This is a genomic window from Variovorax sp. RCC_210 (assembly GCF_041355175.1).
GTDB lineage: Bacteria > Pseudomonadota > Gammaproteobacteria > Burkholderiales > Burkholderiaceae_C > Variovorax.
Genome location: NZ_JBFUPJ010000012.1, coordinates 116,180 through 141,312, shown reverse-complemented (window position 1 = coordinate 141,312; position 25,133 = coordinate 116,180). Strand labels below are relative to the sequence as shown.

Sequence of the window (25,133 nt, the reverse complement as noted above, 5' to 3'; positions counted from 1 at the left end):
CACGCACGGCTTGCGGCCGTGGTTGCCGACTCTTCTCAAGGGGAGGGGCCCACGTGTTTGACTGGAGCGTCATTGCCCGCAGCCGTGAAGAGTTGCTCAACGGCTTCCAACTCACGGTCATGCTCGCGTGCCTCGCGGGCGGCCTCAGCCTCGTGGGCGGCCTGCTGCTGTGCGCGGCACGCCTCAAGGCGCGCGGCCCCATTGCCTGGGTGCTCACGGCCTACGTCGAGCTCATGCGCAACACGCCGCTGCTCATCACGCTGTACCTCATCTACTTCGGCCTGCCGATGGTGGGCTTTCAGATACCGACGTTCACGTGCGTGGTCGTGGTGCTGGTCATGCAGCACAGCGTGTTCGTCTCGGAGGTGCTGCGCGGCGGCTTCCTCGCGGTGCCGCTCGCGCAGATCGAGGCCGGGCGCGCCATCGGCATGCGGCCGCTGGCCATCTTTCGCATCGTGCAGTTTCCACAGGCGTGGTCGGCTTCGGTGCCCGCGCTGATGTCGGTGCTCGTGCTGCTCATTCACGACACCTCGCTGGGCGCGGCCATCTCGCTGGTCGACCTGACGATGGCCGCCAAGGTGATCTCGCAGCGCACCGCCGCCAGCTTCGAGCCCTTCGTTGCCATCGCGGTGTGCTACTCGCTGCTGTCATGGCTGTTGAGCCGCGCGGGTGGCTTCTTCGAACGCCGCAGCGGCATCGCGAGGTAACCGGCCATGGAACTGACTCTTCTTGCCAACGCCGCGCCGCTGTTGCTGCAGGCGCTCGGCCAGACGCTGGTGCTCGCGCTCGTCACGACACTGCTCGCGCTGGTGCTCGGCTTTCTCATTGCCGAGGCCAGCATGCTCGGCGGACGCGCGGTGGGGTTCGTGCTGCGCTGCGTGATCGAGGGCATCCGCGGCATTCCGCTGCTGGTGTTCGTCTTTCTCATCTACTACCTGCTGCCCCGGCTGGGCATCTTCATCGACACCTTCTATTCGGGCTGCGTGGCGCTGGCGCTCTTCTTCGCCACCTACGTCGCAGAAATTCTGCGCGGCGCGCTGCGCACCATTCCCAAGGTGCAGATCGAAGCGGGCAAGGCGCTGGGCATGCGGCACTGGAAGATCCAGCTCGTCGTGGTGCTGCCGCAGGCCGTGCGCATCGCGCTGCCCGCGCTAATGAACCTCGCCGCCATCGTGATCAAGGCCACCTCGGTGGTGTCGATCATCGGCGTGTGGGAGCTCACGCTCGCCACCAACGAAGCCGTGATGCGCACGCTGGCGCCCTTCACCTTCTTCATTGCCGCTCTGGGCATGTACTTCGTCCTTTGCTACGGCACGGTGCGCTCCGCGGCGTACCTGTCCAAGCGCATGAACAGATCCCAACGGTCCTGACCCACCCCCGCACACCATGATTTCCGTTCGCAATCTCTCCAAGTCCTTCGGTGCCAACGCGGTGCTGAAAGACATCTCGTTCGACGTCGCCAAGGGCAAGACCGCGGTCCTGCTCGGCAAGAGCGGATCGGGCAAGAGCACCATGCTGCGCTGCCTCAACCTGCTGGAGCACTGGGACAGCGGCCACGTCGAGATCGCCGGCGCGGCGCTCGGCCGCACGAAGCAGTCCGGCGGCGACTGGCGCCGCTGGAACGCCCGCGAAGAGGCCGAGGCCCGCCAGCGCATCGGCATGGTGTTCCAGCAGTTCAACCTGTTTCCGCACATGACGGTGCTGCAGAACGTGATGTGCGGGCCCAAGCGCATCCTGGGCAAGGACGAAGCCGCTTCGAAAAAGATCGCGCTGGCCTTGCTCGACCAGGTCGGCCTCGCGGAAAAGCAGGGCGCCTACCCCGCCTTTCTCTCGGGCGGCCAGCAGCAGCGCGTGGCCATTGCGCGCGCACTGGCCATGGAGCCCACGGTGCTGCTGCTCGACGAGATCACCTCGGCGCTCGACCCCGAACTGGTCGGCGAAGTGCTGGAGGTGGTGCGCGACCTGAAGCGCCGCGGCCTGACGATGGTCTGCGTGACGCACGAGATCCACTTTGCCGAAGACGTGGCCGACCAGGTCATCTTCATGGAGGACGGGCTGGTCGTCGAAGAGGGCCCGCCCGAATCGATCCTTGCCAACCCGGGCACGGAGCGCCTGCGCAAGTTCCTCACGCGCTTCCATGCGCAGAACCGTGGCGGCAGCAGGGTCGCCGCCTGACGGCCTTCGTTGCCGACTGCTTTGTTTACTTCACCGCTTCCTCCCTTCGTTCCTTTCATCGACCACCAGAGGCTCATCATGAAGTTCAACGCATTTCGTCAGTGGCTCGCCATCGCGGCCACGGTGCTGGCCGCCTGCGTGGCGCCGGCGGCCCATGCAGACAAGCTGCAGGACATTCTCAAGCGCGGCTATCTCATCGTCGGCACCACCAGCTCGACGCCGCCTTTCGGCTTCAAGGACGACAAGGGCGAGCTCCAGGGCTTCGACATCGACATGAGCCGGCTCGTGGCCAAGGCGCTGTTCGGCGACCCGACCAAGATCAAGTTCGAGCTGCTGACCAACGAGGCACGCTGGCCCGCGCTGCAGAACGACCAGGTCGACATGGTGGCGCAGTTCGCCACCATCTCGCCGTCGCGGCTGGTGCGCGTGGCCTTCACGCCGCGCTACTTCGACACCGGCATGACCGCCGCGATCCGCAAGGACTCGAAGATCAAGACGCTCGCCGACCTCAACGACCCCAGCGTCACGCTGGCCACGCTCACCGTGCCCGAGCAGATCGACCTTGCCAAGCGCATGGCGCCCAAGGCGCAGATCGTGAGCTTCGCCTCGGTCGACCAGCAGGCGCTGGCGCTGCGCTCGGGCCGGGCCCAGGCCTTCCTGGTCGATCTGCCCATCGGCATGTGGTACGGCGCGACCAATGCCGAGATGAAGGTCATTCCCGAAGTGTTCGGCGGCTTCCAGAACTACGGCATTGCCTACAAGATGGGCGAGCTGCCGTGGAGCCAGTTTCTCGACGGCTTCGTCACCGACCTGACCACGGGCTACTCGTACATCGAGTACACGGCCATCTACAAGAAGTATTTCAAGATCGCGCCGCCGCCGCAGCGCAGCTACAAGATCCAGACCTCTAGCTGATCGGCCGATCGACCCATCGCTTGACTGACTGATCGCCGGGCGCGCCTGCCGCTTGCCTGCGTGCGCCTGTATTTCCGCGGCACTGGCGAGGCCGCTCCATCCCCTTTCGGAATTTCCAATGAACACAGTCGCGACCCGCGTCGGCGATCTCCTGTGCGCGATCGACACGCCCGCACTCGTCCTCGACCTCGACGCCTTCGAGCGCAACATGAAGAAGATGGCGGACTTTGCGCGCGTCGCCGGCATTCGCCTGCGCCCGCACGCCAAGACGCACCGCAGCGCCACCATCGCGCTTCGCCAGATCGAGCTCGGGGCCGTGGGCCAGTGCTGCCAGAAGGTCGGCGAGGCCGAGGCACTGGTGCGCGGCGGCGTGCGCGACGTGCTCGTCAGCAACCAGGTGCTCGACATGCAGAAGCTGCGACGCCTTGCCGGCCTCGCCAAGGAAGCGAAGATTTCGCTGTGCTTCGATGCCGTCGAGCAGGTCGATGCGGCCTCGCGCGCGGCGCAGGAATTCGGTGTCGAGCTTGGCGCGCTGGTCGAGATCGACATGGGCATGTGGCGCTGCGGCGTGCCGCCGGGCGAGCCCGCCGCGGCATTGGCGCTGCACATCGCCGCGTCGCCGGGCCTGCGCTTCGACGGGCTGCAGGCCTACGAAGGCAAGGCCCAGCACCTGAAGACCTATGCGGAGCGCGCCGCCGCGATCCAGGTCGCGTCCGAAGCGGTGCAGCAAAGCATCGACGCCATTCGCCGGGCGGGGCTCGAATGCGAGGTGATCGGCGGTGGCGGCACCGGCACCTTCATGTTCGAGGGCGCTTCCAGGCTGTGGACCGAACTGCAGTGCGGCTCCTACATCTTCATGGACGGCGAATACGCCGCCATCGAGGGCAACGACGGGCAACCCTACGCGGAGTTCGAGCACAGCCTGTTCGTGCTGTCGACCGTGATGAGCACCGCCGGCAAGGGCCGCGTCATCGTCGATGCGGGCCTCAAGTCGTACACGCTGGAGAAGGGGTTGCCAGGCATCGAAGGCCAGCCCAAGGCGCGCCTGGTGGCCGCCTCCGACGAGCACGGCACCGTCGCGCTGCTGGCGCCCGACGCCGGCATCGCGCTGGGTGCGCGGCTCAAGCTCATTCCGTCGCACTGCGACCCCACGGTCAACCTCCACGACGACTACGTCTGCGTGCGCAACGGCCGCGTCGAGGCGATCTGGCCGGTTTCCGCGCGCGGCGCGAGCCACTGAAAAAACGAGGCAACCCACATGACATCTACGAACTACCCCGACACGCTGCTGTTGATCGACGGCGAATGGCAGCCAGCTGCCGACGGCAACACCATGCCGGTGCTCAACCCGGCCACCGGCCAGATGATCGGCCAGGTCGCCTGCGCCGGCATGGAAGACCTCGAGCGTGCCGTGCAGGCCGCGCACCGGGGCTTCGCGCTCTGGCGCGCCGTGCCCGCGATACAGCGCGCGGCCACGCTGCGCAAGGCCGCGTCGCTGCTGCGCGAGCGCGCCGCATCCATCGCCCGCGTGCTGACCACCGAGCAGGGCAAGCCGTTGGCCGAATCGACGATGGAAGTGCATTCGTCTGCCGACGTGATCGACTGGTTCGCCGACGAGGGCTTGCGCATCTACGGGCGCATCGTGCCCTCGCGCAACCCCGCCACGCAGCAGCTGGTGACCAAGGAGCCCGTGGGCCCGGTCGCGGCCTTCACGCCGTGGAACTACCCCATCAACCAGATCGTGCGCAAGCTGTCTGCCGCGCTCGCCTGCGGCTGCTCGATGCTGGTGAAGGCGCCCGAGGAAACCCCGGCGTCCGCCGCCGCGCTGCTGCGCGCCTTTGTCGACGCGGGCGTGCCTGCGGGCGCCGTCGGGCTGGTCTTCGGCGATCCGGCACGGATCAGCGGCTACCTCATCGCGCATCCGCTCATCCGCAAGATCACCTTCACCGGCTCGACCGCGGTGGGCAAGCAGCTCGCGGCGCTGGCGGGGCAGCACATGAAGCGCGTCAGCATGGAGCTCGGCGGCCATGCGCCCGTCATCGTGGCCAGCGACGCCAACGTGCCGCTCGCGGCCCGCTTCATGGCGCCCACCAAGTTCCACAACGCCGGCCAGGCCTGCGTGTCGCCCACCCGCTTCCTGGTGCACAACAGCCTGCGCGAGGCTTTCGAAGGCGCGATGGTGGCCTATGCGAAGGGCCTCAAGCCCGGCGACGGGCTCGCCGAAGGCACCACGCTCGGCCCGCTGGCCAATGCGCGCCGCGTCACGGCGATGGAGCGCGTGGTCGAAGACGCGGTGCGCTGCGGCGCCACGCTCGCCGCGGGCGGCAGGCGGCTCGACATGCAAGGCAACTTTTTCGAGCCCACCGTGCTGACCAATGTGCCGCTGCAGGCAGACGTGTTCAACAACGAGCCCTTCGGCCCGGTCGCGGCCGTTCGCGGCTTCGACGACATCGAGGAGGCCATCGCCGAAGCCAACCGGCTGCCCTACGGCCTGGGCGCCTATGCGTTCACGCAGTCCATCACCCAGGCGCGCCGCATCTCGCAGTCGCTCGAGGCCGGCATGGTGTGGATCAACCAGCCGCCCACGCCTTTCCCCGAGATGCCCTTCGGCGGCGTGAAGGATTCGGGCTACGGCAGCGAAGGCGGACCGGAGGCGCTGGAGGCCTACCTGGTCACCAAGGCCGTGTCCATCATGTCTCTTTGAACGGGGAGCCGCGGGGGGGCCTTTCGGCCCCCGCGCCCTTGCTCCTCCACCCTCCGGTTCAGCGATTGACGTCCACCACCACACGGCCGCGAACCTGCCCGCGCAGCAACTCCGGCGCCACCACCAGCGCCTGGACCAGCGAGATCTCGCGGGTGTTCGCCTCGACCACCTCGCCCGGCAGCTCGCGCGCCAGCCGTGCCCAGGCGACGGTCCTGCGTGCGAACGATGCATGCACGCTGTCCACGCCCTCCAGCGCCACGCCGCGCAAGATGAAAGGCGCCACGCTGCCCGCCAGTTCCATGCCCTGTGCCAGCCCGCAGGCCGCCACCGCGCCGCCGTAGCGGATGCCCGCCAGCACGTTCGCCAAGGTATGACTGCCCACGCAATCGATCGCACCGGCCCAGGCTTCTTTCTGCAGGGGCTTGCCGGGTTCGCCGAGCACCCGCCGGTCCATCACGCAGGTGGCGCCCAGCGCCTTGAGCCGCGGCGCTTCTTCCAGCCGCCCGGTGGAGGCCGTTACCGCATAGCCGAGCCGCGAGAGCAGCGCGATGGCGATGCTCCCCACGCCGCCGTTCGCGCCGGTGACGAGGATGACACCGGCCTCCGGTGCGATGCCGCGCGCCTCCAGCGCCATCACCGACAGCATGGCCGTGTAGCCGGCGGTGCCGATGCACATCGCCGAGCGTTCGGACATCGATGCCGGCAACGGCACCAGCCAGTCGGCGCGCACGCAGGCGCGTTGCGCCAGCCCGCCCCAATGCGTTTCGCCCACGCCCCAGCCATTGAGCAACACGCGGTCGCCCACCTGGTAGCGCGCGTCGGCGCTGTGCTCCACCGTGCCGGCGAAGTCGATGCCGGGCACCATGGGGAACTTGCGCACTACCGGCGATTGCCCGGTGATGGCCAGCGCGTCCTTGTAGTTGAGCGTGGAGTACGCGATGCGCACCACGACGTTACCGGGCGGCAGTTCGCCGTTGTCCAGCGTGGCGACTTCCGCGGTCGTCGCGCCCTTGGCGTCCTTGCCGAGCCGTACCGCGCGAAAACCCCCGGCGCTCGCGACGGGCGGCCGCCCATGCGAAACCGCGACAGCCGCTTCCAGCTGCCGCGCGCCCAGCGACGCGCCAATGCGCTCGTTCATCATTTCCGTCGTGCCGTCCGCCATGCAGAGCGCCTTGGCGGCGACCAGCTTCGACACCAGCCCCCGCGGCTCGCCCATGCCCGCGGCGCCCATCGACTGGATGCAGGCCGCAACGCCGGCCAGGCATTGCTCGCCGGCAAACTTCTTGGCCATGGCAGCCGCGACCACGGCCGCCGTGCCTTCGTCGTCCGCGAGGCGCGTGGCCCGCAGCGTGAGCAGTTCCATGTTCTCCAGCGTCAGGCTCACATCGACCAGGTTCCAGCGCAACCCCTGCTGCTCGAGCACCGGCCGGCCGAATGCCATGCGCGACGAGGCATAGGCCACGGCGTCGTGCAGGGCGGTGGAGAGCAGGCCGCACGCCATGGCCGCCACGTGCGTGCGCGCCTTGTTGACGCCGGCCATCGCCATGCGAAAGCCTTGGCCGGGCGCGTACAGCATGTCGCTGTCGCGCACGCGGTATTCATGCAGCGCGAAGCCGCCGATGCCCGCCGGCGCAAGGCCGTGCACCGGGTCTTCGGGCAGGCGGGTGCAACCCGCCTGGCGCAGGTCGACGATGAAGCAGGCGATGCCCGCCGTGCCGGCCAGTCGATCGGTCTGCGCGAACACCAGCGCAATTTCGCAGCCGCGCACGTTCGCCACCCAGCGCTTTTCGCCGTCGAGCACCCAGCCGCCGTTGACCTTGCGCGCGGTGGTGCGTATGGCCGCAAAGTCGCTGCCCGCGCCGCCCTCCGACATGGCGGTGCAGCCGATCAGGTCGCCGCCCAGCAACCCCGCCAGCCACGCCTCGCGCGCGGCGCCGGAGCCGCTCAGCGCAATGCGCAGCGCGGCGCTGTGGTGGTTGATGAACGCGAAGGCCAGCGAGAAGTCCGCCTTTGCCAGCGCCATGGCGGCGCGAATGCGCGCGCCAAAGCCCAGCCCCAGCCCGCCCAGCGCCACCGGCACCTCGATGCCGCCCAGCCCTTGCCGGCATGCATCGCGCAGCAGGTCGCCCATCCAGATCTGCGCGCGCGAAGCGCTCGCAATCTGCGTGGTGCGCGCGGCCGTGAAGGCGGCCACGCGCGCCTGAAACTCTCGTTCAGCCGGTGCGAGCGACCGGTCGAATTCTTCGATGGCGCTCATGAATCAGGCCGCACCCGGGATCTTGTAGCTGCGCTGGGGCGGCGGGTCCATCTTGAAGTACTTCTTGTAGATGGCCGAGTACTCGATGTACGAGTAGCCCGTGGTCAGGTCGGTGACGAAGCCGTCGAGAAACTGCTTCCAGCGCAGCTCGCCGAGCTTGTAGGCCAGCCCGTAGTTCTGGTAGCCGCCATACACCTCGGGCACCACCTTCAGGTCGGGGTTGGTAGCCGCGTACCACATGCCGATGGGCAGGTCGACGAACAGCGCCTGCACGCGGCCCGAGCGCAGCGCCAGCGACTGCTGGTCGACCGAGCCGAAGCTCGACACCGTGGCCTTGGGCGCCATGCGCTTGACCAGGTCGATCTGCTCGGGAACCGTCAGCGTCGCAATGGTCACGGCCGGGTTGTTCAGGTCGGCCAGCGTCTTGATCTTCGAGTCGCTCTTGATGACCACCGTGATGCCGGTGTCGAAGTAGCGCGGCGTGAAGCCCACGCGCACCAGCCGCGACGGCGTGATGGTGGCCGAGTGCGCAAGCATGTCGACCTGGTCGTTCTGCAGCGCGGGCCAGCGCGTGTCGTTGCTCACCAGCTCGAACTTGATCTTGTTCGGGTCGCCGAACAGCGCCTTGGCAATGAGCCGGCTCAGGTCCACGTCGAAGCCGCGCAGCTCACCCTTCTCGTCCTTCCAGCCGAAGGGCGGCGTGGCGCTCGTGGTGCCCACGATGAGGTAGCCGCGCTTGAGCACGTCGTCGAGCTTGTCCGCATGGGCCAGGAGGGGCGCGGCGCTGCTGAGCACCGCGGCCATTGCGCCGAAGGCGCGAAGCAGTTGCATGAATTTCATGGGGAACTTCAAGTGAGGAATTGGAAAATGAATTGTTCGATTCATCTGCCGTGCCGTCTTCCGCGATCCTGCTGCGGCCGGTGCGCGCTTTCACAATCGTGCGCGGGGGTCGCGCGATGAACGCGCTGCCTGCAATGTTCGATGCCGCGCACCGGGTGCCTTCGGCCTCGCCGCATGTGCGGCTGTCCATCCTTCATGTGAACGGACCCGACTACACCGTGGCGCGTTCCGACTGCCTGCGCATCAGCTTCAACATCGGCCCGGCGTTCAAGACCGAGACCATCGGCCGTGGCACGAACGGCGTGCTGTTCTGCGACCGCAACGGCCTGTTGATCACGCCGCCCGACCTGGCGCTGTGCCACCGCTCGACGCATGTGCGCGAGGCGGGCAGGGCACCGCCGCCGGCGCGGCTGGTGGTGTTCGTCATCTCGCTGGAGTTGCTGGCGGCGTGCTGTGTGGAGCGTGGCATCCGGCATGGGGAGTTCGCGCTCGCGCACCAGGCCATCCTGCCGAACAGCGCGCTGCTCTCGCTCGCGCAGGCCTTGCTGGCTGACCTCGGCGAGGGAAGTCCCGACGGGGCCGCCGAGACCGAGTTCCTGGCCAAGGCCTTGCTCGCACGCATCGCGCGCCAGGTGCACCCGCCCGCGCAACCTTGCGGCGCACCCGATCCGGTCGTCGCGGTGCAGCGCCACATCGACGCGCACCTGGCCACGCCCTTGCTTCTTGCCGAGCTGGCCGCCATCGCGGGCATGAGCCCGTTTCACTTCTGCCGCGTGTTTCGCGATGCCACGGGAAAGTCGCCGCACCAGTACATCCTGAACGCGCGCGTGCAGGCCGCTTGCCGGCTGCTGTGGGCAGCCAGCGAGAAGACGGAGAAAGGAAAGAACGGCGATGGAGCAGACAAGGGCGGCAAGAGCATCCTGGACATCGCGCTGGCCTGCGGCTTCGGCTCGTCGAGCCACTTCTCGACGCAGTTCAAGCGGCACATGGGCCAGTCGCCCCTGCAATGGCGGGCCCGCCAGCGCTGACCGCCCCGGTCAACGAAGGGCGCGCAGCGCGGCGGCCAGGGCTTCGAGCTCCTGCGGCGTGTTGTAGTAATGCGGCGAGGCGCGCAACACCGTCGGTAGTTGCCGGGCCAGGTGGTCGAGCAAGGCGCTCGACGGTTTGGAATGGCTCACGTTGATGCCCGCGTTCAACAGCTGCAGGTTGACCGCTGCCGCGTCGCGCCCCTGCACGGAGAACGACACGATGGCCGACAGCTCGGCGCCGGGGTCGTGCAGCGCGACGCCCGGCACGTCGCGCAGCATGTCGCGCAACGCCGACGCCAGCTGCCGACAGCGCCGTTCGGCCTCGCCCAGCCCGACGGCCAGCGCGTAGTCGACCGCGGCGCCCAGGCCCAGGCGCGCGGCGTAGTTGTTTTCCCAGGTCTCGAAGCGGCGCGCATCGGGGCGAAGCTCGTAGCGATCGGGTGCGACCCACACCGCGCCGAAGTGGTCGATCATCGGCGGCTCCAGGTCGGGCAACAGCGACTTGCGCACGTACAGGAAGCCGGTGCCCCGCGGCCCGCGCAAGAACTTGCGGCCGGTGGCCGAGAGCATGTCGCAGCCCAGGCGCTCGACATCGACCGGCGTCTGCCCCACGGCCTGGCAGGCGTCCAGCAGGTAGGGAATGCCGTGCGCGCGCGCAATCTTGCCGACCTGTTCGGCCGGGTTGACCAGGCCGCTGTTGGTCGGCATCCATGTGATGGCGATCAGGCGCACGCGGCCGTCGATCATGCGTTGGAGCGCAGCCGGGTCCAGCACGCCCTGCGCGTCGTCCGGAATCACGTCGATCACCGCGCCGGTGCGCTGCGCGACCTGCAGGAAGGCCACGTAGTTGGCGGCGTACTCGGCCCGGGCCGTCAGGATGCGGTCGCCCGGCTTGAAGCGCAGTGCGTAGAACGCCATCTGCCACGCCACCGTCGCGTTCTCGGTCAGCGCAATTTCCGAAGGCGACGCGCCCACCAGGCGCGCCACGCTGTCGTACACCGCGGCGAGTTCGCCCGACGCTTCGTAGGCTGCCTCGTAGCCGCCGATGTCGGCCTCGCGCCGCAGGTAGGCCACCATCTTCTCGAGCACGGGGCGCGCCAGCAGGCCCGCGCCGGCGTTGTTGAGGTGATTGCGGTGGGTGACGCCGGGCGTGTCCAGGCGCAATTTATCGAGGTCGAAAAAGGTGGGCATGGGGGTGAACATAGGCATGGGCATGCGGCTCACTTCTTCGCCACGTCGAGCAGCACGCGGTAGACCCAGTCCGTGCCTTCGTACAGCGAGCGCACCGCAATGCGCTCGTCGTGGCCGTGCATGCCCTTCAGGATGTCGGCATCGAGCGGGTAGGGGTAGATGCCGTACACGGGCACGCCGCGCTCGCGCCACGCCACCGCGTCGGTGCCCGCCTCGAACAGCACCGGAACCACCTGTGCCTGCGGCCACACGGCCGCTGCCTGGGTGCGCAGGGCCCGGTACAGCTCGGTGTCCGTCGACGACTCCGGAATGTTCGACTTCGCCTGGTAGTACTTGCGCGTGGCCTCCTGCGACACCGGCGTGGCGAAGTCGACGTTCACCGCGTCGTCGCCCACCACGCGCCTGACTTCGTCGATCAGCTGGTCGGTGGTGGCGCCCGGCAGCAGGCGCGCATTGATGATGGCCTCGGCCTGCCCGGGAATCACGTTCGCGGCCTGCCCCGACTTGATCATCGTGATGGCCATGGTGTTGTGCATCAGCGCGCGCAGCAGCGGTGCGTTGGCCGGCTGCGCGGCCATCAGCTCGCGTTCGCCCAGGGCCTGGGTGCGACCGTCGGCAACCGCGAAAATCTTGCGGACCGCGTTGGCGGTGGGCCCCGGGTTCTGCCGTGCCAAGGCTTCGAGGTAGCCGCGCGTCTGCGGAATGAGCCGAATGCCGGGCTCGTGGACCGACAGCTTTTCCAGCGCGGCGATGAGCTTGCCGTTGGCGGTTTCGTTCGACGGCAGCGGCCGCGATGCGTGGCCGACCGGGCCGTTGGTGCGCAGGCGCAGCACCACCGACGTCTTCTCCACGGTCGTGACGTTCACCTGCCGCACCGCGCCGTCGGCGCCCTGCAGGATGTAGCCGCCCTCGTTGAGCGCGAACTCTGCGTCCATCTTGTCCCAGTGGTCCTTGGCGAGCCAGCTGGTGTTGTACTGGCCTTCTTCCTCGTCGGCCTCGGCCAGGAAGATGACGTCGCGCGCGAGCGGCACCTTCTGTTCGGCCAGGCGCATGACGGCACGCGCGAACACGGCCATGCCGCCCTTGAAGTCCATGGCGCCGCGGCCGTAGACGAAGCCGTCTTTCTCGATGCCGGCGAAGGGCTCCACGCTCCACTTGTCGCGTTCCACGGGCACCACGTCGGCATGCGCGGCCAGCAGCACCGGCTTCTTCGAGCCGTCGCCCTTCAGGCGCGCGATGAAGTGAACCGCCTTGCCGTTCGGCGCCACGATGACGTCGGTCTGCACGCCCAGAGGCTCGAACTGCGTGCGCAAGAAGGCCGCGAGCGCGGCGGTGTCGCCCGTCGGGTTCGAGGTGTCGAAGCGAATCAGTTGCTGGAGCAGCGCCACCGTCCTCGCGCCTTCTGCGTTCGGGGCGGTGACGGGCATCGTCGGTTGGGCCACAGCGGGCCCTGGCAGGGCGAGCGAAATGCCGAGCGAAAAGGCAAGCGAGAAGGGGAGCGAGAAGGCGGGCAAGGAAGCAAGGTGCGTGGCGATGCGCGGAAATTTCACGGCGATCCTTCGAACGGATGAGGGGTCAAGAAAGTGCTCCTGCCATTGTTCGAAGCTGCCTTGCGCGTGTCTTTCCTATTCCTGCGCGAAGGCCCGGTTTCTTCCATGAACCTGCCCGCCGTGGCCATCGCACGTTTGCGATGAATTGCGCCCGCGCTCGCAAGAAACCGAACGACGCCGCCGCACCGGCCCCGCAGAATTTCGCTCGAAAGAACCAACCGCCATGCAAAGAAAAAACATCGTCGTGTTCGGCGCCGGCTCCATCGGCGCCTTTGTCGGCGGAAGCCTGATTGCCGCGCTGGCCGACGTGAGCCTCATCGGCCGTGCCGCCATGCGCGGTCGCATCGAATGCCATGGGCTGGTGATGTCGGGCGCGCGCGGCTGGGAGGCCCGCGTGCCCGGCGCGATGGTGCGCTTTTCGGAAACGGCGCAGTCGCTGTGCGCGGCCGACCTGGTGATCGTGGCGGTGAAGAGCGCGGACACCACCGAAGCGGCCGGGCAGATCTTTCATCTCGCACCGCGAAGCGCGTTGGTCGTGAGCTTCCAGAACGGCATCGAGAACGTCTCGCTGCTGCGCAGCCGCTTGCCCGACAACGTGGTGCTGGGGGCCATGGTGCCGTTCAACGTGGTGCAGCTGCCCGACGGCCGCCTGCACCGGGGCACGGCGGGCGACATCGTGGTGGAGGCGCATCCGCGCTGGCAACCATGGTTGCAGGTGTTCAGGTCGGCGCACCTGCCGCTGCGCCCGAGCGCGGAGTTTCGCGAGGTCCAGTGGGGCAAGCTGCTGCTCAACCTGAACAATGCCGTCAACGCCCTGTCGGGCAAGCCGCTGCGCACGCAGTTGCAGGAGCGCGGCTACCGGCTGGTGCTCGCCGCGTCGATCGAGGAGGCGCTGGCAGCGCTGGCGGTGGCCGGCATCCGGCCCGCGCAGCTTGGCGATGTGCCACCCGAACGGCTGCCCGCGCTGCTGCGCCTGGCGGACGACGCGTTCGCGCAGGCCGGCGGGGCGCTGGCCAGCATCGATGCCCGCGCCCGCTCGTCGATGTGGGAAGACCTGGAGGCGGGGCGCCTGACCGAAGTGGAAGAACTGAACGGCGCCGTCGTGCGGCTCGCGCGCAGCCAGCACCGCGAGGCGCCCGCCAACGACATGCTCTGCACGCTGGTGCATGCCGCGGAGCGCGGGGGCGATCGCCACATCGAGGCGCACAGCCTTGCAGAGCGGCTCGCGTCCCGTTGCCCTTCGCTGCACGCCTGACAGGGCGCGCAGCGACCGCCCCGTCTTTACGTCGCCCTGCGCAATCACCGCAATCACCGCACTCCACCCACCTCATGCCCGCCCCTTCTTCCGACGCCTGGCCGGCGCACGCACCGCGCAGCCTGCCGCTTCCGCAGACCCACCTCTACCGCAACGTCGAGGTTTCCGCGCTGCGCTATGGCGAGCGCCCCTTCGTGCTCTTCTACGATTCGCCGCTTTCGTTCCAGCGCTTCAAGGACGAGACCGAGAAGATCGCCGGCTACCTGCAGCGCGAGTGCGGCGTGCGCAGGGGCGACCGCGTGCTGCTCTACATGCAGAACAGCCCGCAGTTCATGCTCGCGTTCTACGCCATCCTGCGCGCCGACGCGGTCGTGGTGCCGGTCAACCCGATGAACGTGACGGCCGAGCTCGCGCACCAGGCCAGGGACAGCGGCGCCCTCGTGGCCTTTGCTGCGCAAGACCTGTTCGAACGCATTCGCCCGCTGCTCGGAGGCGAGCTCCACCACGTGGTCGTCGCGACCTACAGCGACTACCTGGCGCAGCCCACCGACCTGAAGGTACCGGACTTCGTGCGCGCACCGCGCGAGCCGGTGGACCACCCGGCGGCGGTGGCGTGGACGGACGTGCTCGCCCGGTGTTGCGTGCCCGGCCCCTTGCGCGCCGGCCCCGACGACCTGGCCGTGCTGCCCTACACCTCGGGCACCACGGGCCGGCCCAAGGGCTGCATGCACACGCACCGCACGACCATGGTCAACGCCGTGACCGCATCGACGTGGTTCGGCACCACGGCCGCGAGCGTCACGCTGTCGGTGCTGCCGATGTTCCATGTCACCGGCATGCAGAGCGGCCTCAACGGGCCGCTGTACGTGGGGTCCACCGTGGTCGTGCTGCCGCGCTGGGACCGCGACGCGGCGGCCGAGAGCATCGCGCGCCACGGCGTGACCAGCCTCGGCCTCATCAGCACCATGGCCATCGACTTCATGGCGAACCCGAAGCTCGACAGCTACGACTTCTCCAGCCTGCGCCATGTAGGCGGTGGCGGCGCCTCGATGCCCTCGGCCGTGGCGCGGGCGATGTCCGAGCGGCTCGGCATCGGCTATGCCGAGGGCTACGGCCTGTCGGAAACCATGGGCGCCACGCACCTGTGCCCGCCGGGCGGCGACAGGCTGCAATGCCTGGGCATTCCGCTGTTCGACGTGGATGCGCGCGTTGTCGATCCGCAGACGCTAGAACAGATGGCGCCCGGTGCCGTGGGCGAAATCGTGGTCCATGCGCCGCAGCTGATGCTCGGGTACTGGAACAGCCCCGAGGCCGACGAGGCCTCGTTCATCCGCATCGGGGCAAAGCGCTTCTTTCGCACCGGCGACCTGGCCTCGACCGATGCGCAGGGGTTCTTCGTGTTCGCGGACCGGCTCAAACGCATGATCAACGCGTCGGGCTTCAAGGTGTGGCCCGCGGAGGTCGAGAGCCTGCTCTATCAGCACCCGGCCATCCAGGAGGCGTGCGTCATCGCGTCCGGCGACGCCCGGCGAGGCGAAACGGTGAAGGCGCTGGTCGTGCTGCGGCCGGGCTTCGAGGGCCAACTGAGCGAAGACCAGCTGGTGCAATGGTGCCGCCTGCAGATGGCGGTCTACAAGAGCCCGCGCCTCATCAGCTTCGTGACGCAGCTGCCCAAGTCGGCGACCGGCAAGGTGAACTGGCGCGCGCTGCAAGAGGCCGAAGCCGCGCAGTCGGCCCCCATAGATTCTTCTTCCACACCCCCCTTGCAGGAGCCTTCATGAGCATCTACGACACACTCTCCAGCCTCGGCATCGCGCTGCCTTCGGTCTCGGTGCCCGCCGCGGCCTACGTGCCCTTCGTGCAGACCGGCAACCTCGTGTTCCTGTCGGGCCACATCGCGAAGAAGGACGGCAAGGTCTGGGCCGGCCAGCTCGGCGCCAACATCACGACCGACGAAGGCAAGCAGGCCGCACGCGCCATCGCCATCGACCTGCTGGGCACGCTGCACGCGGCCGTGGGCGACCTGAACAAGGTCAAGCGCATCGTGAAGGTCATGAGCCTGGTGAACTCGGTCGGCACCTTCACCGAACAGCACCTGGTGACCAACGGCGCCAGCGAATTCTTCGCCGAGGTGTTCGGCCCTGAGAAGGGCGCGCATGCGCGCAGCGCCTTCGGCGTGGCGCAGATCCCGATGGGTGCCTGCGTGGAAATAGAGCTGATCGCGGAGATCGGCTGAGAGCGGGCGCGTCGATACCGCGACGCTTCCGCGCTCCGTTCGCGCTGCGTCAGATCGGAATTTCGTAAGCCTGGTTGCTGCGCACCCACGTCGCGAGGCCGGCCTTCATGTTCTTGGCGCGCCACGCGACGAAGGTCTGGTCTTCGTTCAACGCATCGACGGTCGCTCCCATCTTCGCCGCCGACTCGGCGCGCGCGACGAAGGTCATGTTGCCGATTTCTCCGACCTGCACGTTCCACAGGCTGACATCCGCGCCGTGCTTTCTCCACAGATCGGCGGCCTCCTTGATCAACGCGATGAGCTCTTGCACGTTGATTCCGGGGTTCGGCTTGAACACGTATTGAACGACAGCAGCGGACATGTGTGTCTCCTCGTGGGTGTTGCAGGTCGGGCGAAATGAGCGACCGGAGGGCATTAGCTGCCCGCCGTTTGGGTGAGTCAATTCGACTTACACCTTGGTATCAACTCTTGCGAGTGGTGTGCGCCAGCGAGTTTTCAGGGCACGCCACCAGCGCGGCGCTCACGGAACCGTGCAATTCCAGCCAGTGGAATGGGCGGGATGCGCCAAGGCATCCCGCGGCCTAAGCTGGCCCATTGCGCCCCAAGAAAGTTGTCGCTTCAGGCAACGCGCACCCCCCGAAGGAGACATGAATGAGCCACGACACCGCCGCATCTCGGCGCCGCTTCAACACCATGGGAGGCGCGCTCGCACTCATGGCCATGGCACCGCGTGCGTGGGCCGACACCTTTCCCAGCAAGCAGATCCGCATCGTGGTGCCGTTTTCCCCGGGCGGCCCCACCGACCTCATGGCGCGCGCGATCGGCAAGATCATGTCGACCCACCTGGGCCAGCCCGTGATCATCGACAACAAGCCCGGTGGTGGCGGCGTCATCGGCATGAGCGAGGTCAAGCACCAGCCGGCCGACGGCTACACGCTGGTTTTTCCGTCGATCCTGGCGGTCACCAATCCGGCGTTGATGCCCGGCTATCCCTTCGACACGCTGCGCGATTTCGCGCCGCTGACGGTGGTGGGTTTCGTGCCCCACGCGGTGGTGGTGCGCACCGACTTTCCCGCGGCCGACCTGCAGGCGCTCGTCGCCAGCGCGAAGGCGAGGCCCGAAGGCCTGTCTTACGGCTCCTCCGGCAACGGCACCTCCGCGCACCTGGGCGCGGCGCTCTTCGCGCAGCGTGCCGGCATTCGCACGACGCACGTGCCCTACCGCGGCGCGGGCCCCGCGGTGCAGGACCTGCTGGGCGGGCAGATCCAGTTCATGTTCCTCGACATGAGCAGCGCGCTGCCGTTCATCCAGGCCGGCAAGCTGCGCGCGCTCGCGGTCGCGACGGCCCAGCGCTTCGACGGGCTGCCCGAGGTGAAGACCGTGGCCGAGCAGGGCTACCCGGGTTTCGAAGTGCACGGCTGGTACGGCCTGCTGCTCAAGGCCGGCACGCCGGCGGACGTGACGCGGCGCCTGTACGCCGAAGTCAAGCGCGCGCTCGAGACGAAGGAAGTGCGCGATCTCTTCAAGGCCCAGGGCATCGCCCCCGGCGGCATGCCGCCCGAGCAGTTCACCGCGCTGGTCCGCAGCGACCTGGCGATGTGGAAGCGCACGGTCGACGAACTCCACATCACCCTGCAATGACAAACGAGCACCCGCCCATGCGCATCGCCATCCCCGACGACTACCAGGACTGCGTGCGCGGCCTCGACTGCTTCTCAAAGCTCGACGCCCACGACACGCGCATCTTCAACGACACGGTCGAGGGCACCGACGCGCTGGCCGAGCGCTTCGCCGATGCCGACGCCATCGTGCTGACACGCGAGCGCACGCGCATCGACGCCGCGCTGCTCGCCCGGCTGCCCAGGCTCAGGTTGATCAGCCAGACCGGCAAGCTCGCGGGCCATGTCGACCTGGCCGCCTGCACCGCGCAGGGCGTGCTCGTGGCCGAAGGCAGCGGCGCGGGTTCGGCCACGGCGGAGCTGAGCTGGGCCCTTGCGCTGGCGAGCCGCCGGCACCTGGTCGACGAGGCCAACCGCATGCGCCAGGGGCTTTGGCAAGGGCACCTCGGCCAGCAGCTCGGCGGCCAGCGCCTGGGCGTCTGGAGCTACGGCCGCATCGGCCGGCAGGTGGCCGCCTACGGCCGCGTGTTCGGCATGAAGGTGTGGGTGTGGGGCCGCGAGGCATCGACCGACGCGGCGCGCGCCGACGGGTTCGAGGTGGCACCGTCGCGCGAAGCCTTCTTCGCCGAGAGCGACGTGATCAGCCTGCACGTGCGGCTCACGGCGGACACCCGCGGGCTGGTCACGCCCGGCGACCTCGCCCGCATGAAGCGCACGGCGCTGCTGGTGAACACCAGCCGCGCCGAGCTGGTCGCCGAGGGCGCGCTCGAACAGGCGTTGCGCGCGGGCCGTCCCGGGTTCGCGGCGGTCGATGTCTACGAGCAGGAGCCGGTGATGTCGCGCGACCATCCGCTGCTCGCGCTGCCCAACGTGCTGTGCACGCCGCACATCGGGTATGTCGAGAAGGACAACTACGAGCGCTATTTCGGCATTGCCTTCGACAACGTCAACGCGTTCGCCGAAGGGCGGCTCGTCGACGTCGTCAATCCCGAGGCGCTGGAGGCCTCGCGCCGCAGGGCCTGACCGGCCGGGCGGCGCAGGCTCGAAGCGAAGACGCCGGCGGCGTCTTCTTTGTCACCCGCGCGCGAGCACGGCCACGCCGTCCGCCGCGCGCACGCCTTCTCCCCTGGGCAGCACGAACACCGGGTTGATTTCCGCCTCGACCAGCCGTTCGCCCAGCGCGTCGATCATTCGCGAGAACGCCACGATGGCCGACACCAGCGCATCGACATCGGCCGGCTTGCGCCCGCGAAAGCCGTCCAGCAGCGGCCATGTCCGCAACTCGCGCACCAGCGACAACGCCTCGTCGCGGTCCAGCCCGCCGGGCGGCACCATGCGCAGCGCGGTGTCCTTGAGCAGTTCGGCCGTCACGCCGCCCATGCCCAGCAGCACGGCCGAGCCCAGCGGATCGCGATGGCAGCCGAGGATGAGCTCCACGCCGCCTTCCACCATTTCCTGCACCAGGAACCGGGTCGGCCGCGTGCCGGCGCGCTCGTTCACCTCGGCGGCCATGCGCTCCAGCCGTTCGCCGACATGCTCCTGCGCGATGCCGACCGCCACGCCGCCCACGTCGCTCTTGTGCGTGATCTCGGACGACAGGATCTTCAGCACGACCTGGCCCGCGCCCAGCTCGCGCGCTGCCGCGGTCGCTTCTTCGGCATTGCCGACGATGCGCTCGCGCACGCAGGGCACGCCGAAGCGCGCGAACAGCTTCTTCGCCTCGGCTTCGTTCAGCGATCCATCGCGAAGGTCGTCGGTGCGAACGGTGGCCGCCGCATCGCCGCCCCGTGCCGCAGGCTCTTTCCACTGCGTCGTTTGAAGCATCGCCGCGAGCGCGCTCGTGCAGCTCTCGGGCGCCATGAAGGCGGGCACGCCGCGCCGGTTCAGCAGGCTCGCAATGCCCGGCGCATGCGGGCTCACGAACACCATCAGCGGCTTGTCGCTGCCCGGCAGGCTGTCGTGGATGGCGCTGGCCATCAGGTCGGGCATGGCCAGCCCGGAGGAGCCGACGATGACCACCACCGCGTCGTAGCTCGGGCTCGCCAGCAGCGAGGTGATCGCGCCGCGCAGCAGCGCCGGCTGCAGGCCCGCCAGCGTGACGTCGATGGGGTTGCGGTCGAGCACCGCGTGGTCGCCGGACTGCAGCGCCCGCAGCGCGGCCGCCGTCGCCTCGTCGGGCGCCGGGGTTTCGAAACCGGCGGTGCCCAGGCTGTCCGCCACCAGCGTGCCGGCGCCGCCGGTCGATGTGAGCACCGCCACGCGCCGGCCCGCCAGGCGCCGGCCGGTGACCAAGGCGGCCGGCAGGTCGAGCAGGTCGGAAAACGCCTGCGCGCGAATGACGCCGACCTCGCGGAACAGCGCGTCGTACATGCGGTCCGCACCGGCCAGTGCGCCGGTGTGCGACACCGCCGCCGCCGCGCCCGATTCGGAGCGGCCCACCTTGAACACGACGACCGGCTTGCCCTTGCGCGCCGCCTTGAGCGCCGCGGCCTTGAACTTCGCGGGGTTGCGCACGCCTTCCATGTAGAGCGCGATGACCGAGGTCGCGTCGTCGTCGGCGAGGTGGTCGATGAAGTCGGCCATGTCCAGGTCGGCCTCGTTGCTCGTGGAGACCAGCTTCGACAAGCCGATGCCGCGTGCCGCCGCGCGCGACAGCAGCGCGCCGAGGATGCCGCCGCTCTGCGACACCACGCCGATGCTGCCGGCCTCGAAATCTTCCAGCTCCAGCGCGCCCGTGGCCGACAGCGTGATGCGGTCCGTGAGGTTGACCAGCCCGATGGTGTTGGGCCCCAGGATGCGCATGCCGCCCGCGGCCTCCAGCAGCTGCTGCTGGCGCCGCGCGCCTTCCGCACCCACTTCGGTGTAGCCGCTGGCCAGCACGATGGCGGCCGCCGTGCCGCGCGCGGCCAGGTCGCGCACCGCCTCGTGCGCGCGCTCGGCACCCAGCAGCACGATGCCGACATCGGGCGCCTCGGGCAGCAACTGCACGTCGGGGTAGCTCTTCAGACCGCCGATCACGTCGGCGCGCGGATTGACCGGATAGATGGCGCCGCCGAAGCCGTGCTTCGTGAGGTAGGCGACCGGGCGGCCGGCGGTCTTCGTTGGATCGGCCGAAGCGCCGATCACGGCGACGCTGCGCGGCTTCATGAGCCGGGCGATCGCGTTGTCAGGCACGTCAGGCACGCCGGGCACATCAGGCAAGAGGGCGCTCATGCCGCCTTCTCCTTGCCCGCGTTCAAGAACGCCAGCACCGCATCGCGATGCTGCTGCGTGGTGTAGCAGATGCCCTGTGCCTGGCTGCCCTTGGCGAACACCTGCTCGGCCGGCGACTCGAAGCTCTGGTTGAGGATGGACTTGCCCAGCGCGATCGCCGCCGCCGAGCCTTGCGACAGCTCGGTGGCCCACGCGTGCGCGTCGGCGAGCAGGTTCTGCGCGCTGGTCACGCGGTCGGCAATGCCGAGCCTCAGCGCTTCGTCGGGCTCCACCTTGCGGCCGGTGAAGATCAGTTCTTTCGCGCGCGAGAGCCCCACGCGCCGCGGCAGGAAGTACATGCCGCCGCCGTCCGGAATGAGCCCGCGCTTGATGTAGCTCCACGCGAAGCTGGCCGTGTCGGCGGCCAGCACGAAATCGCAGGCCATCGCCATGTCGGCGCCCAGCCCGTTGGCGCCGCCGTTGACCGCCGCGACGACCGGCTTGGGCATCGTGTGCAGCAGCGACACCGAGTGGTGCACGCGCTGCTGGCGGCTCCAGCCGTTGAAGCCGACCTCGCCCGCGGGCGCGTCCATGCGCCGCTGCATGCCGGCCACGTCGCCGCCGGCGCAGAAGCCCTTGCCGGCGCCGGTCAGCACCAGCGCGCGCACCGCGCTGTCGGCGCCGATCTTCTCGAGCGCCACGATGAAGTCGCTGCGCATGCCGTCGGTGATGGCGTTGCGCTTGTCGGGGCGGTTCAGTGTCAGGGTCGCGATGCCTGCGTCGACGCGCAGCTCGATCAGCGACGGCGCCGCGTCCTGGGTGTCGAGCGGGGTGTCCAGTGGGGTGTTCATGGGATGGGTGCTCCTCAGTCTGTGGTGATGTGGTTGTCCTTGACGACCTTGCGCCAGCGCACTTCCTCGGCGCGCACGTAGGTGTCGAGCTGCTCGGGCGCGCCGACGTCGACGGCGAGGCCTTCCGCGTCGGTCTGCTTGGCGAAGGCGGGCGCCTTCACGGCCTTCTTGACCGCGGCATTGAGCCGGTCGATCACGTCCTTGGGCGTCTTGGCCGCCACGTAGAGGCCGTACCAGCTCTCGGCCGCATAGCCCGGCACGCCGGCCTCGGCGAGTGTCGGCACGCTGGCGTAGGCGGGGGAGCGGCGCGCGGTGGTCACGCCGAGCGCGCGCATCTTGCCGCTGTCGACGAAGGGGCGCACCGCCGAGGCGGTGGCGAACATCATGTCGACCTGGCCGCCCAGCAGGTCGGTCATGGCCGGGCCCGCGCCGCGGTAGGGAATGTGGGTGAGCTCGACCTTCGCGAGGTTCTTGAAGAGCTCGCCCGCCAGGTGCGCCGAGGTGCCGTTGCCCTGCGACGCGAAGGTCAGCTTGCCCGGCGTTGCCTTGGCCGCTGCAACGAGCTCGGCGACCGTCTTGTAGGGGCTCTCGGCGCGCACCACCAGCACGTTGGGCGACACGCCGATCAACGCGACCGGCGCGAAGGCCTTGTCGGTGTCGTAGGGCATCTTCGGCTGCAGGCCCGGGTTGACCGCGTGCGCGAACGTTGCCATGACCAGCGTGTAGCCGTCGGGCGCGCTCTTGGCGACGAACTCGCTGCCGATGATGGTGCCCGCGCCGGGCTTGTTGTCCACGATGACGGGCTGCCCGAGCGCCTGGGACATGCCGACGCCAAGCGAACGGGTGATGGCGTCGGTGCCGCCGCCGGGCGCGAAGGGCACGACGATGTGCAGCGGCTTGTCGGGAAAGGCCGCCCATGCCGCGGGCGGTGCCAGCACGGTGAACGACAGGGCGAGCGCGCGAAACGGTGTGAAGGCCGGCATGCGGATGTCTCTCTTTTGTTGGGGCGGAATGCGGGAATGAAGGCAGGGGAAAGGCAGGGAAAGGCACGGATGAAGCGAGCCTTCAGCTTAGGTCGCATACTCCGCCCGCGCACCCGGCCAATTCCACCCAATGGAAATGGCCGGCGCTTCGCGCCAATGAAGACAAGGAGACAGGATGGCAAGCACGCTCAATCGTTCGCTCGAACGCGGCATCGAGATCCTTCGCGCCTTCCGGCCGGGTTCCGCCCTGCTGGGCAACGGCGAAATCGCGGAGCGCACCGGGCTCTCGCCCGCGACCGTGAGCCGCCTCACGCAAACGCTGGTGGCGGCCGGCATGCTGGCGCACGACCGAAGCGCGCGCGCCTATCGCCTGGCCGCGCCGGTGCTGAGCCTGGCGCACGCGATGCGCACCGGCTCCGTCGTGCTGCAGGCGGCCGCACCGCTGATGCGCGCGCTGGCCGAAAAGCTGCGCATCAACGTCGGGTTGGCGGTGGCTGACCGGTCCGACATGGTCTACCTGGAATCGATTCGCTACAACCGCCGTGCGTCGCTGCGCAACGTGGTGAGCGGGCAGCGCGTGCCCATCGAGCTGACCTCGTTGGGGCGCGCCTGGCTGGCCGTGGCGCCAGCCGACGTGCGCGAACTGCTGTTCGCGGACTTCGCTGCGCGAAGAAGCGACTGGCCCCGGCTGCGCAGCGAGATCGAGAAGGCCATCGACAGCGTCGGGCAGCGCGGCTGGTGCGCTGCCTCATGGCAGCCGGAGGTGGTGGCGCTTGCCACGCCGCTGAAGCTGGACGCCGAGTGGGGCTACGTGCTGAACGTGAGCGTGTCGTCCACGGAGCTGCCGGCCGACGTGGCCGCGGAGCTGCACGCGCCGTTATTGGCGCTGAGCCGCAAGATCACCCGCGCCGTGGACGCGCGGGGCCCGGCTGCAGGCTGATTGCGCATTCGCTTTTGCGCATGCACCGCGCGGCATCGTCTCCAGACCTCACGCCGCCTGGCCCTTTTTTTCCTCAGCCTTCGGCGCCTCGCTGCGCGCGAGCCACAGCCCGCTCGCCACGATCAGCGCCCCGCCGCCCAGCGTCCACGCATCGGGCGCGGCGTGCCAGAACAACCAGTCGAGCATCAACCCCCACGCGAGCGCGCTGTACTCGAACGGCGCGATGGCCGCGGCCTGCCCGTGGCGGAACGCTTCGGCGATGGCCATCTGGCCCAGGAAGCCGCTGATGGCCAGGCCCGCGAGCACCCACGTGTGTTCGGCCTGAATGGGCACCCACTGCGGCACCGCCAGCACGGTGCCGCCCAGCGCCATGCCGGCGGTCGTCCAGAAGACCAGCGCGGCGCTCGGCTCGGTGCGGCTGATGAGCCGCCCCAGCATGTTCGACAGCGCATAGCAAACCGCGGCCACCAGCACCGCCAGCGCGCCCATCGACAGGAACGCGCCCTGCTCGGGCCGCAGCGCGATCACCACGCCGACAAAGCCCAGCCCGATCGCGACCCAGTGCCGCGGCTGCACCGCCTCGCCGAGCAGCGGCACGGCGATGAGCACCATCAGCAGCGGGGCGATGAAGGTGAGCGTGTAGGCCTCGGCCAGCCCGAGTGTTTTCAGGCCGTAGACGAAGAGCACCAGCATCGACATGTTCAGCACGGTGCGCAGCAGGTGCAGCCGCCAGCGCAGCTTGCGGTTGAAAACGCCGGCGGCCTCGCGCCGCCAGGCGATGTACAGGCCCACCAGGGGCAGCGCGGTGAGGCCGCGCAGCGCCATCACCTGCACCGGCGGGTAGTGGCCGGCCAGGGTCTTGAGCAGCGCGTCCATGCACGCGAAGAAGGCGCAGGCCAACAGCATCGCGGCGATGCCGCGCAGGGTTCCGGTCGATTGCATCGGGGAGGGTCTTGTCTTCAGGCGGTGGCCGGGGAGGGGCCTTGTTCTTGAGCGCCAAGCATAGGCGCTGCACGTGGTGGCCGACCATGCCGTGCGGGCGCACGGATGCATCTGTCGTTTCATGTGATTTTTTCAAAGACGGGCCGCGAAATTCGCAGCCCGTCAGACCAGCGGTCAGCTGCCGGTCTCAGGCGCCTTGTGTCGCGCCTTCTCGCTCAACTGAAACAGCTCTCCGGCCTTGCGCGCCAAGTCGGCCGCGAGCCAAAGCAGGTTGTCCAGCTGCTGCGGCCCGCTGCGGCCGCACCAGTCGATGTCTTCGCCGTGGCAGACCCACAGGAGCGCTTCGAGTTGAGAGAGTGTGTTTTCCAGAAGATCCGCCGGAGCTGGTGTGTCTTGGGCGCTGTCTTCGGAAACGCCGGGCGTGGGTGGCCGGGCTATAGTCTTGGTAGCCATTT

General features: G+C 68.8%; 23 protein-coding genes and 1 pseudogene. 13 read left to right on the top strand and 11 right to left on the bottom strand.

Translation table 11 applies throughout. From position 1 onward, the window contains the following. The first annotated feature begins 53 nt into the window (after nucleotides 1–53). From AB6807_RS27950 to AB6807_RS27925, 6 genes are all read left to right on the top strand, one after another. Nucleotides 54–707, top strand: a complete 654-nt coding sequence (locus tag AB6807_RS27950) for an amino acid ABC transporter permease (RefSeq protein WP_286514117.1) — start codon at nucleotides 54–56, stop codon at nucleotides 705–707. A 6-nt stretch (nucleotides 708–713) separates the two neighbouring features. Next, complete coding sequence (locus tag AB6807_RS27945; RefSeq protein ID WP_286514119.1) at nucleotides 714–1,370, top strand: amino acid ABC transporter permease; 657 nt, start codon at nucleotides 714–716, stop codon at nucleotides 1,368–1,370. Nucleotides 1,371–1,386: 16 nt separating this feature from the next. After that, on the top strand, nucleotides 1,387–2,175 hold the full coding sequence (locus AB6807_RS27940) for an amino acid ABC transporter ATP-binding protein (protein ID WP_371087098.1): 789 nt from the start codon (nucleotides 1,387–1,389) through the stop codon (nucleotides 2,173–2,175). A gap of 78 nt (nucleotides 2,176–2,253) precedes the next feature. Then, nucleotides 2,254–3,090, top strand: a complete 837-nt coding sequence (locus tag AB6807_RS27935) for a transporter substrate-binding domain-containing protein (protein WP_371087097.1) — start codon at nucleotides 2,254–2,256, stop codon at nucleotides 3,088–3,090. 118 nt (nucleotides 3,091–3,208) lie between these two features. Next, entirely contained in the window at nucleotides 3,209–4,330 is a 1,122-nt protein-coding gene (locus AB6807_RS27930) for a DSD1 family PLP-dependent enzyme (RefSeq protein ID WP_371087096.1), read from the top strand. Between the two features lie 18 nt (nucleotides 4,331–4,348). Further along, nucleotides 4,349–5,794, top strand: a complete 1,446-nt coding sequence (locus AB6807_RS27925; protein ID WP_371087095.1) for an NAD-dependent succinate-semialdehyde dehydrogenase — start codon at nucleotides 4,349–4,351, stop codon at nucleotides 5,792–5,794. Between the two features lie 58 nt (nucleotides 5,795–5,852). On the opposite strand, the gene AB6807_RS27920 is transcribed toward AB6807_RS27925, so the two are convergent. The 3 genes and pseudogenes from AB6807_RS27920 to AB6807_RS27910 all read right to left on the bottom strand — a co-directional run bounded on the left by AB6807_RS27920 (nucleotide 5,853) and on the right by AB6807_RS27910 (nucleotide 8,891). Beyond that, nucleotides 5,853–6,893 (bottom strand): MDR family oxidoreductase, encoded by a 1,041-nt coding sequence (locus tag AB6807_RS27920; protein ID WP_371087183.1) that lies wholly within the window; start codon nucleotides 6,891–6,893, stop codon nucleotides 5,853–5,855. Between the two features lie 24 nt (nucleotides 6,894–6,917). Continuing rightward, a pseudogene (locus AB6807_RS27915) lies at nucleotides 6,918–8,051 on the bottom strand (acyl-CoA dehydrogenase family protein); the annotation flags it as partial. 3 nt (nucleotides 8,052–8,054) lie between these two features. Beyond that, a complete protein-coding gene (locus tag AB6807_RS27910; RefSeq protein ID WP_371087094.1) occupies nucleotides 8,055–8,891 on the bottom strand; it encodes a transporter substrate-binding domain-containing protein in 837 nt (278 codons plus the stop codon). 80 nt (nucleotides 8,892–8,971) lie between these two features. On the opposite strand from AB6807_RS27910, the gene AB6807_RS27905 reads away from it, so the two are divergent. Further along, a complete protein-coding gene (locus AB6807_RS27905; RefSeq protein WP_371087093.1) occupies nucleotides 8,972–9,919 on the top strand; it encodes a helix-turn-helix transcriptional regulator in 948 nt (315 codons plus the stop codon). Between the two features lie 9 nt (nucleotides 9,920–9,928). On the opposite strand, the gene AB6807_RS27900 is transcribed toward AB6807_RS27905, so the two are convergent. After that, nucleotides 9,929–11,110 carry an aminotransferase class V-fold PLP-dependent enzyme gene (locus AB6807_RS27900; protein ID WP_371087092.1) on the bottom strand — a complete coding sequence of 394 codons (1,182 nt, stop codon included), beginning with the start codon at nucleotides 11,108–11,110 and terminating at the stop codon, nucleotides 9,929–9,931. Nucleotides 11,111–11,139: 29 nt separating this feature from the next. After that, the gene (locus tag AB6807_RS27895; protein ID WP_371087091.1) at nucleotides 11,140–12,537 is read right to left on the bottom strand and encodes a M20/M25/M40 family metallo-hydrolase; all 1,398 of its coding nucleotides are present in this window, start codon (nucleotides 12,535–12,537) and stop codon (nucleotides 11,140–11,142) included. A 346-nt stretch (nucleotides 12,538–12,883) separates the two neighbouring features. Between AB6807_RS27895 and AB6807_RS27890 the strand changes: the two genes are divergently transcribed. The 3 genes from AB6807_RS27890 (at nucleotide 12,884) to AB6807_RS27880 (ending at nucleotide 16,151) form a co-directional block, all read left to right on the top strand. Further along, nucleotides 12,884–13,915 carry a 2-dehydropantoate 2-reductase gene (locus AB6807_RS27890; RefSeq protein ID WP_371087090.1) on the top strand — a complete coding sequence of 344 codons (1,032 nt, stop codon included), beginning with the start codon at nucleotides 12,884–12,886 and terminating at the stop codon, nucleotides 13,913–13,915. 74 nt (nucleotides 13,916–13,989) lie between these two features. Next, nucleotides 13,990–15,696 carry a long-chain-fatty-acid--CoA ligase gene (locus tag AB6807_RS27885; RefSeq protein ID WP_371087089.1) on the top strand — a complete coding sequence of 569 codons (1,707 nt, stop codon included), beginning with the start codon at nucleotides 13,990–13,992 and terminating at the stop codon, nucleotides 15,694–15,696. Next, nucleotides 15,693–16,151, top strand: a complete 459-nt coding sequence (locus AB6807_RS27880; RefSeq protein WP_371087088.1) for a RidA family protein — start codon at nucleotides 15,693–15,695, stop codon at nucleotides 16,149–16,151. The genes AB6807_RS27885 and AB6807_RS27880 overlap by 4 nt, the downstream gene beginning before the upstream one ends. A 49-nt stretch (nucleotides 16,152–16,200) precedes the next feature. Here AB6807_RS27880 and AB6807_RS27875 read toward each other — a convergent pair whose 3' ends face one another. After that, nucleotides 16,201–16,512, bottom strand: coding sequence for a hypothetical protein (locus tag AB6807_RS27875; RefSeq protein ID WP_116909977.1), 312 nt, complete (start codon nucleotides 16,510–16,512; stop codon nucleotides 16,201–16,203). A gap of 290 nt (nucleotides 16,513–16,802) precedes the next feature. Here AB6807_RS27875 and AB6807_RS27870 point away from each other — a divergent pair, with 290 nt between their 5' ends. Continuing rightward, entirely contained in the window at nucleotides 16,803–17,792 is a 990-nt protein-coding gene (locus AB6807_RS27870) for a Bug family tripartite tricarboxylate transporter substrate binding protein (protein WP_371087087.1), read from the top strand. Nucleotides 17,793–17,809: 17 nt separating this feature from the next. Further along, nucleotides 17,810–18,793 (top strand): D-2-hydroxyacid dehydrogenase family protein, encoded by a 984-nt coding sequence (locus AB6807_RS27865; protein WP_371087086.1) that lies wholly within the window; start codon nucleotides 17,810–17,812, stop codon nucleotides 18,791–18,793. A gap of 51 nt (nucleotides 18,794–18,844) precedes the next feature. On the opposite strand, the gene AB6807_RS27860 is transcribed toward AB6807_RS27865, so the two are convergent. From AB6807_RS27860 to AB6807_RS27850, 3 genes are read right to left on the bottom strand one after another with little or no spacing between them, the layout of a single operon-like run. Next, the gene (locus tag AB6807_RS27860) at nucleotides 18,845–20,983 is read right to left on the bottom strand and encodes an acetate--CoA ligase family protein (protein WP_371087085.1); all 2,139 of its coding nucleotides are present in this window, start codon (nucleotides 20,981–20,983) and stop codon (nucleotides 18,845–18,847) included. Beyond that, nucleotides 20,980–21,813, bottom strand: a complete 834-nt coding sequence (locus tag AB6807_RS27855; RefSeq protein WP_371087084.1) for an enoyl-CoA hydratase/isomerase family protein — start codon at nucleotides 21,811–21,813, stop codon at nucleotides 20,980–20,982. The genes AB6807_RS27860 and AB6807_RS27855 overlap by 4 nt, the downstream gene beginning before the upstream one ends. A gap of 14 nt (nucleotides 21,814–21,827) precedes the next feature. After that, nucleotides 21,828–22,796: a tripartite tricarboxylate transporter substrate binding protein gene (locus AB6807_RS27850; RefSeq protein WP_371087083.1), complete on the bottom strand. Its 969-nt coding sequence runs from the start codon at nucleotides 22,794–22,796 to the stop codon at nucleotides 21,828–21,830. Nucleotides 22,797–22,971: 175 nt separating this feature from the next. Here AB6807_RS27850 and AB6807_RS27845 point away from each other — a divergent pair, with 175 nt between their 5' ends. Continuing rightward, nucleotides 22,972–23,736: an IclR family transcriptional regulator gene (locus AB6807_RS27845; RefSeq protein ID WP_286514161.1), complete on the top strand. Its 765-nt coding sequence runs from the start codon at nucleotides 22,972–22,974 to the stop codon at nucleotides 23,734–23,736. Between the two features lie 48 nt (nucleotides 23,737–23,784). On the opposite strand, the gene AB6807_RS27840 is transcribed toward AB6807_RS27845, so the two are convergent. Beyond that, complete coding sequence (locus AB6807_RS27840) at nucleotides 23,785–24,678, bottom strand: DMT family transporter (protein ID WP_371087082.1); 894 nt, start codon at nucleotides 24,676–24,678, stop codon at nucleotides 23,785–23,787. A 174-nt stretch (nucleotides 24,679–24,852) separates the two neighbouring features. Continuing rightward, on the bottom strand, nucleotides 24,853–25,131 hold the full coding sequence (locus AB6807_RS27835) for a hypothetical protein (RefSeq protein WP_371087081.1): 279 nt from the start codon (nucleotides 25,129–25,131) through the stop codon (nucleotides 24,853–24,855). Nucleotides 25,132–25,133 lie beyond the last annotated feature (2 nt).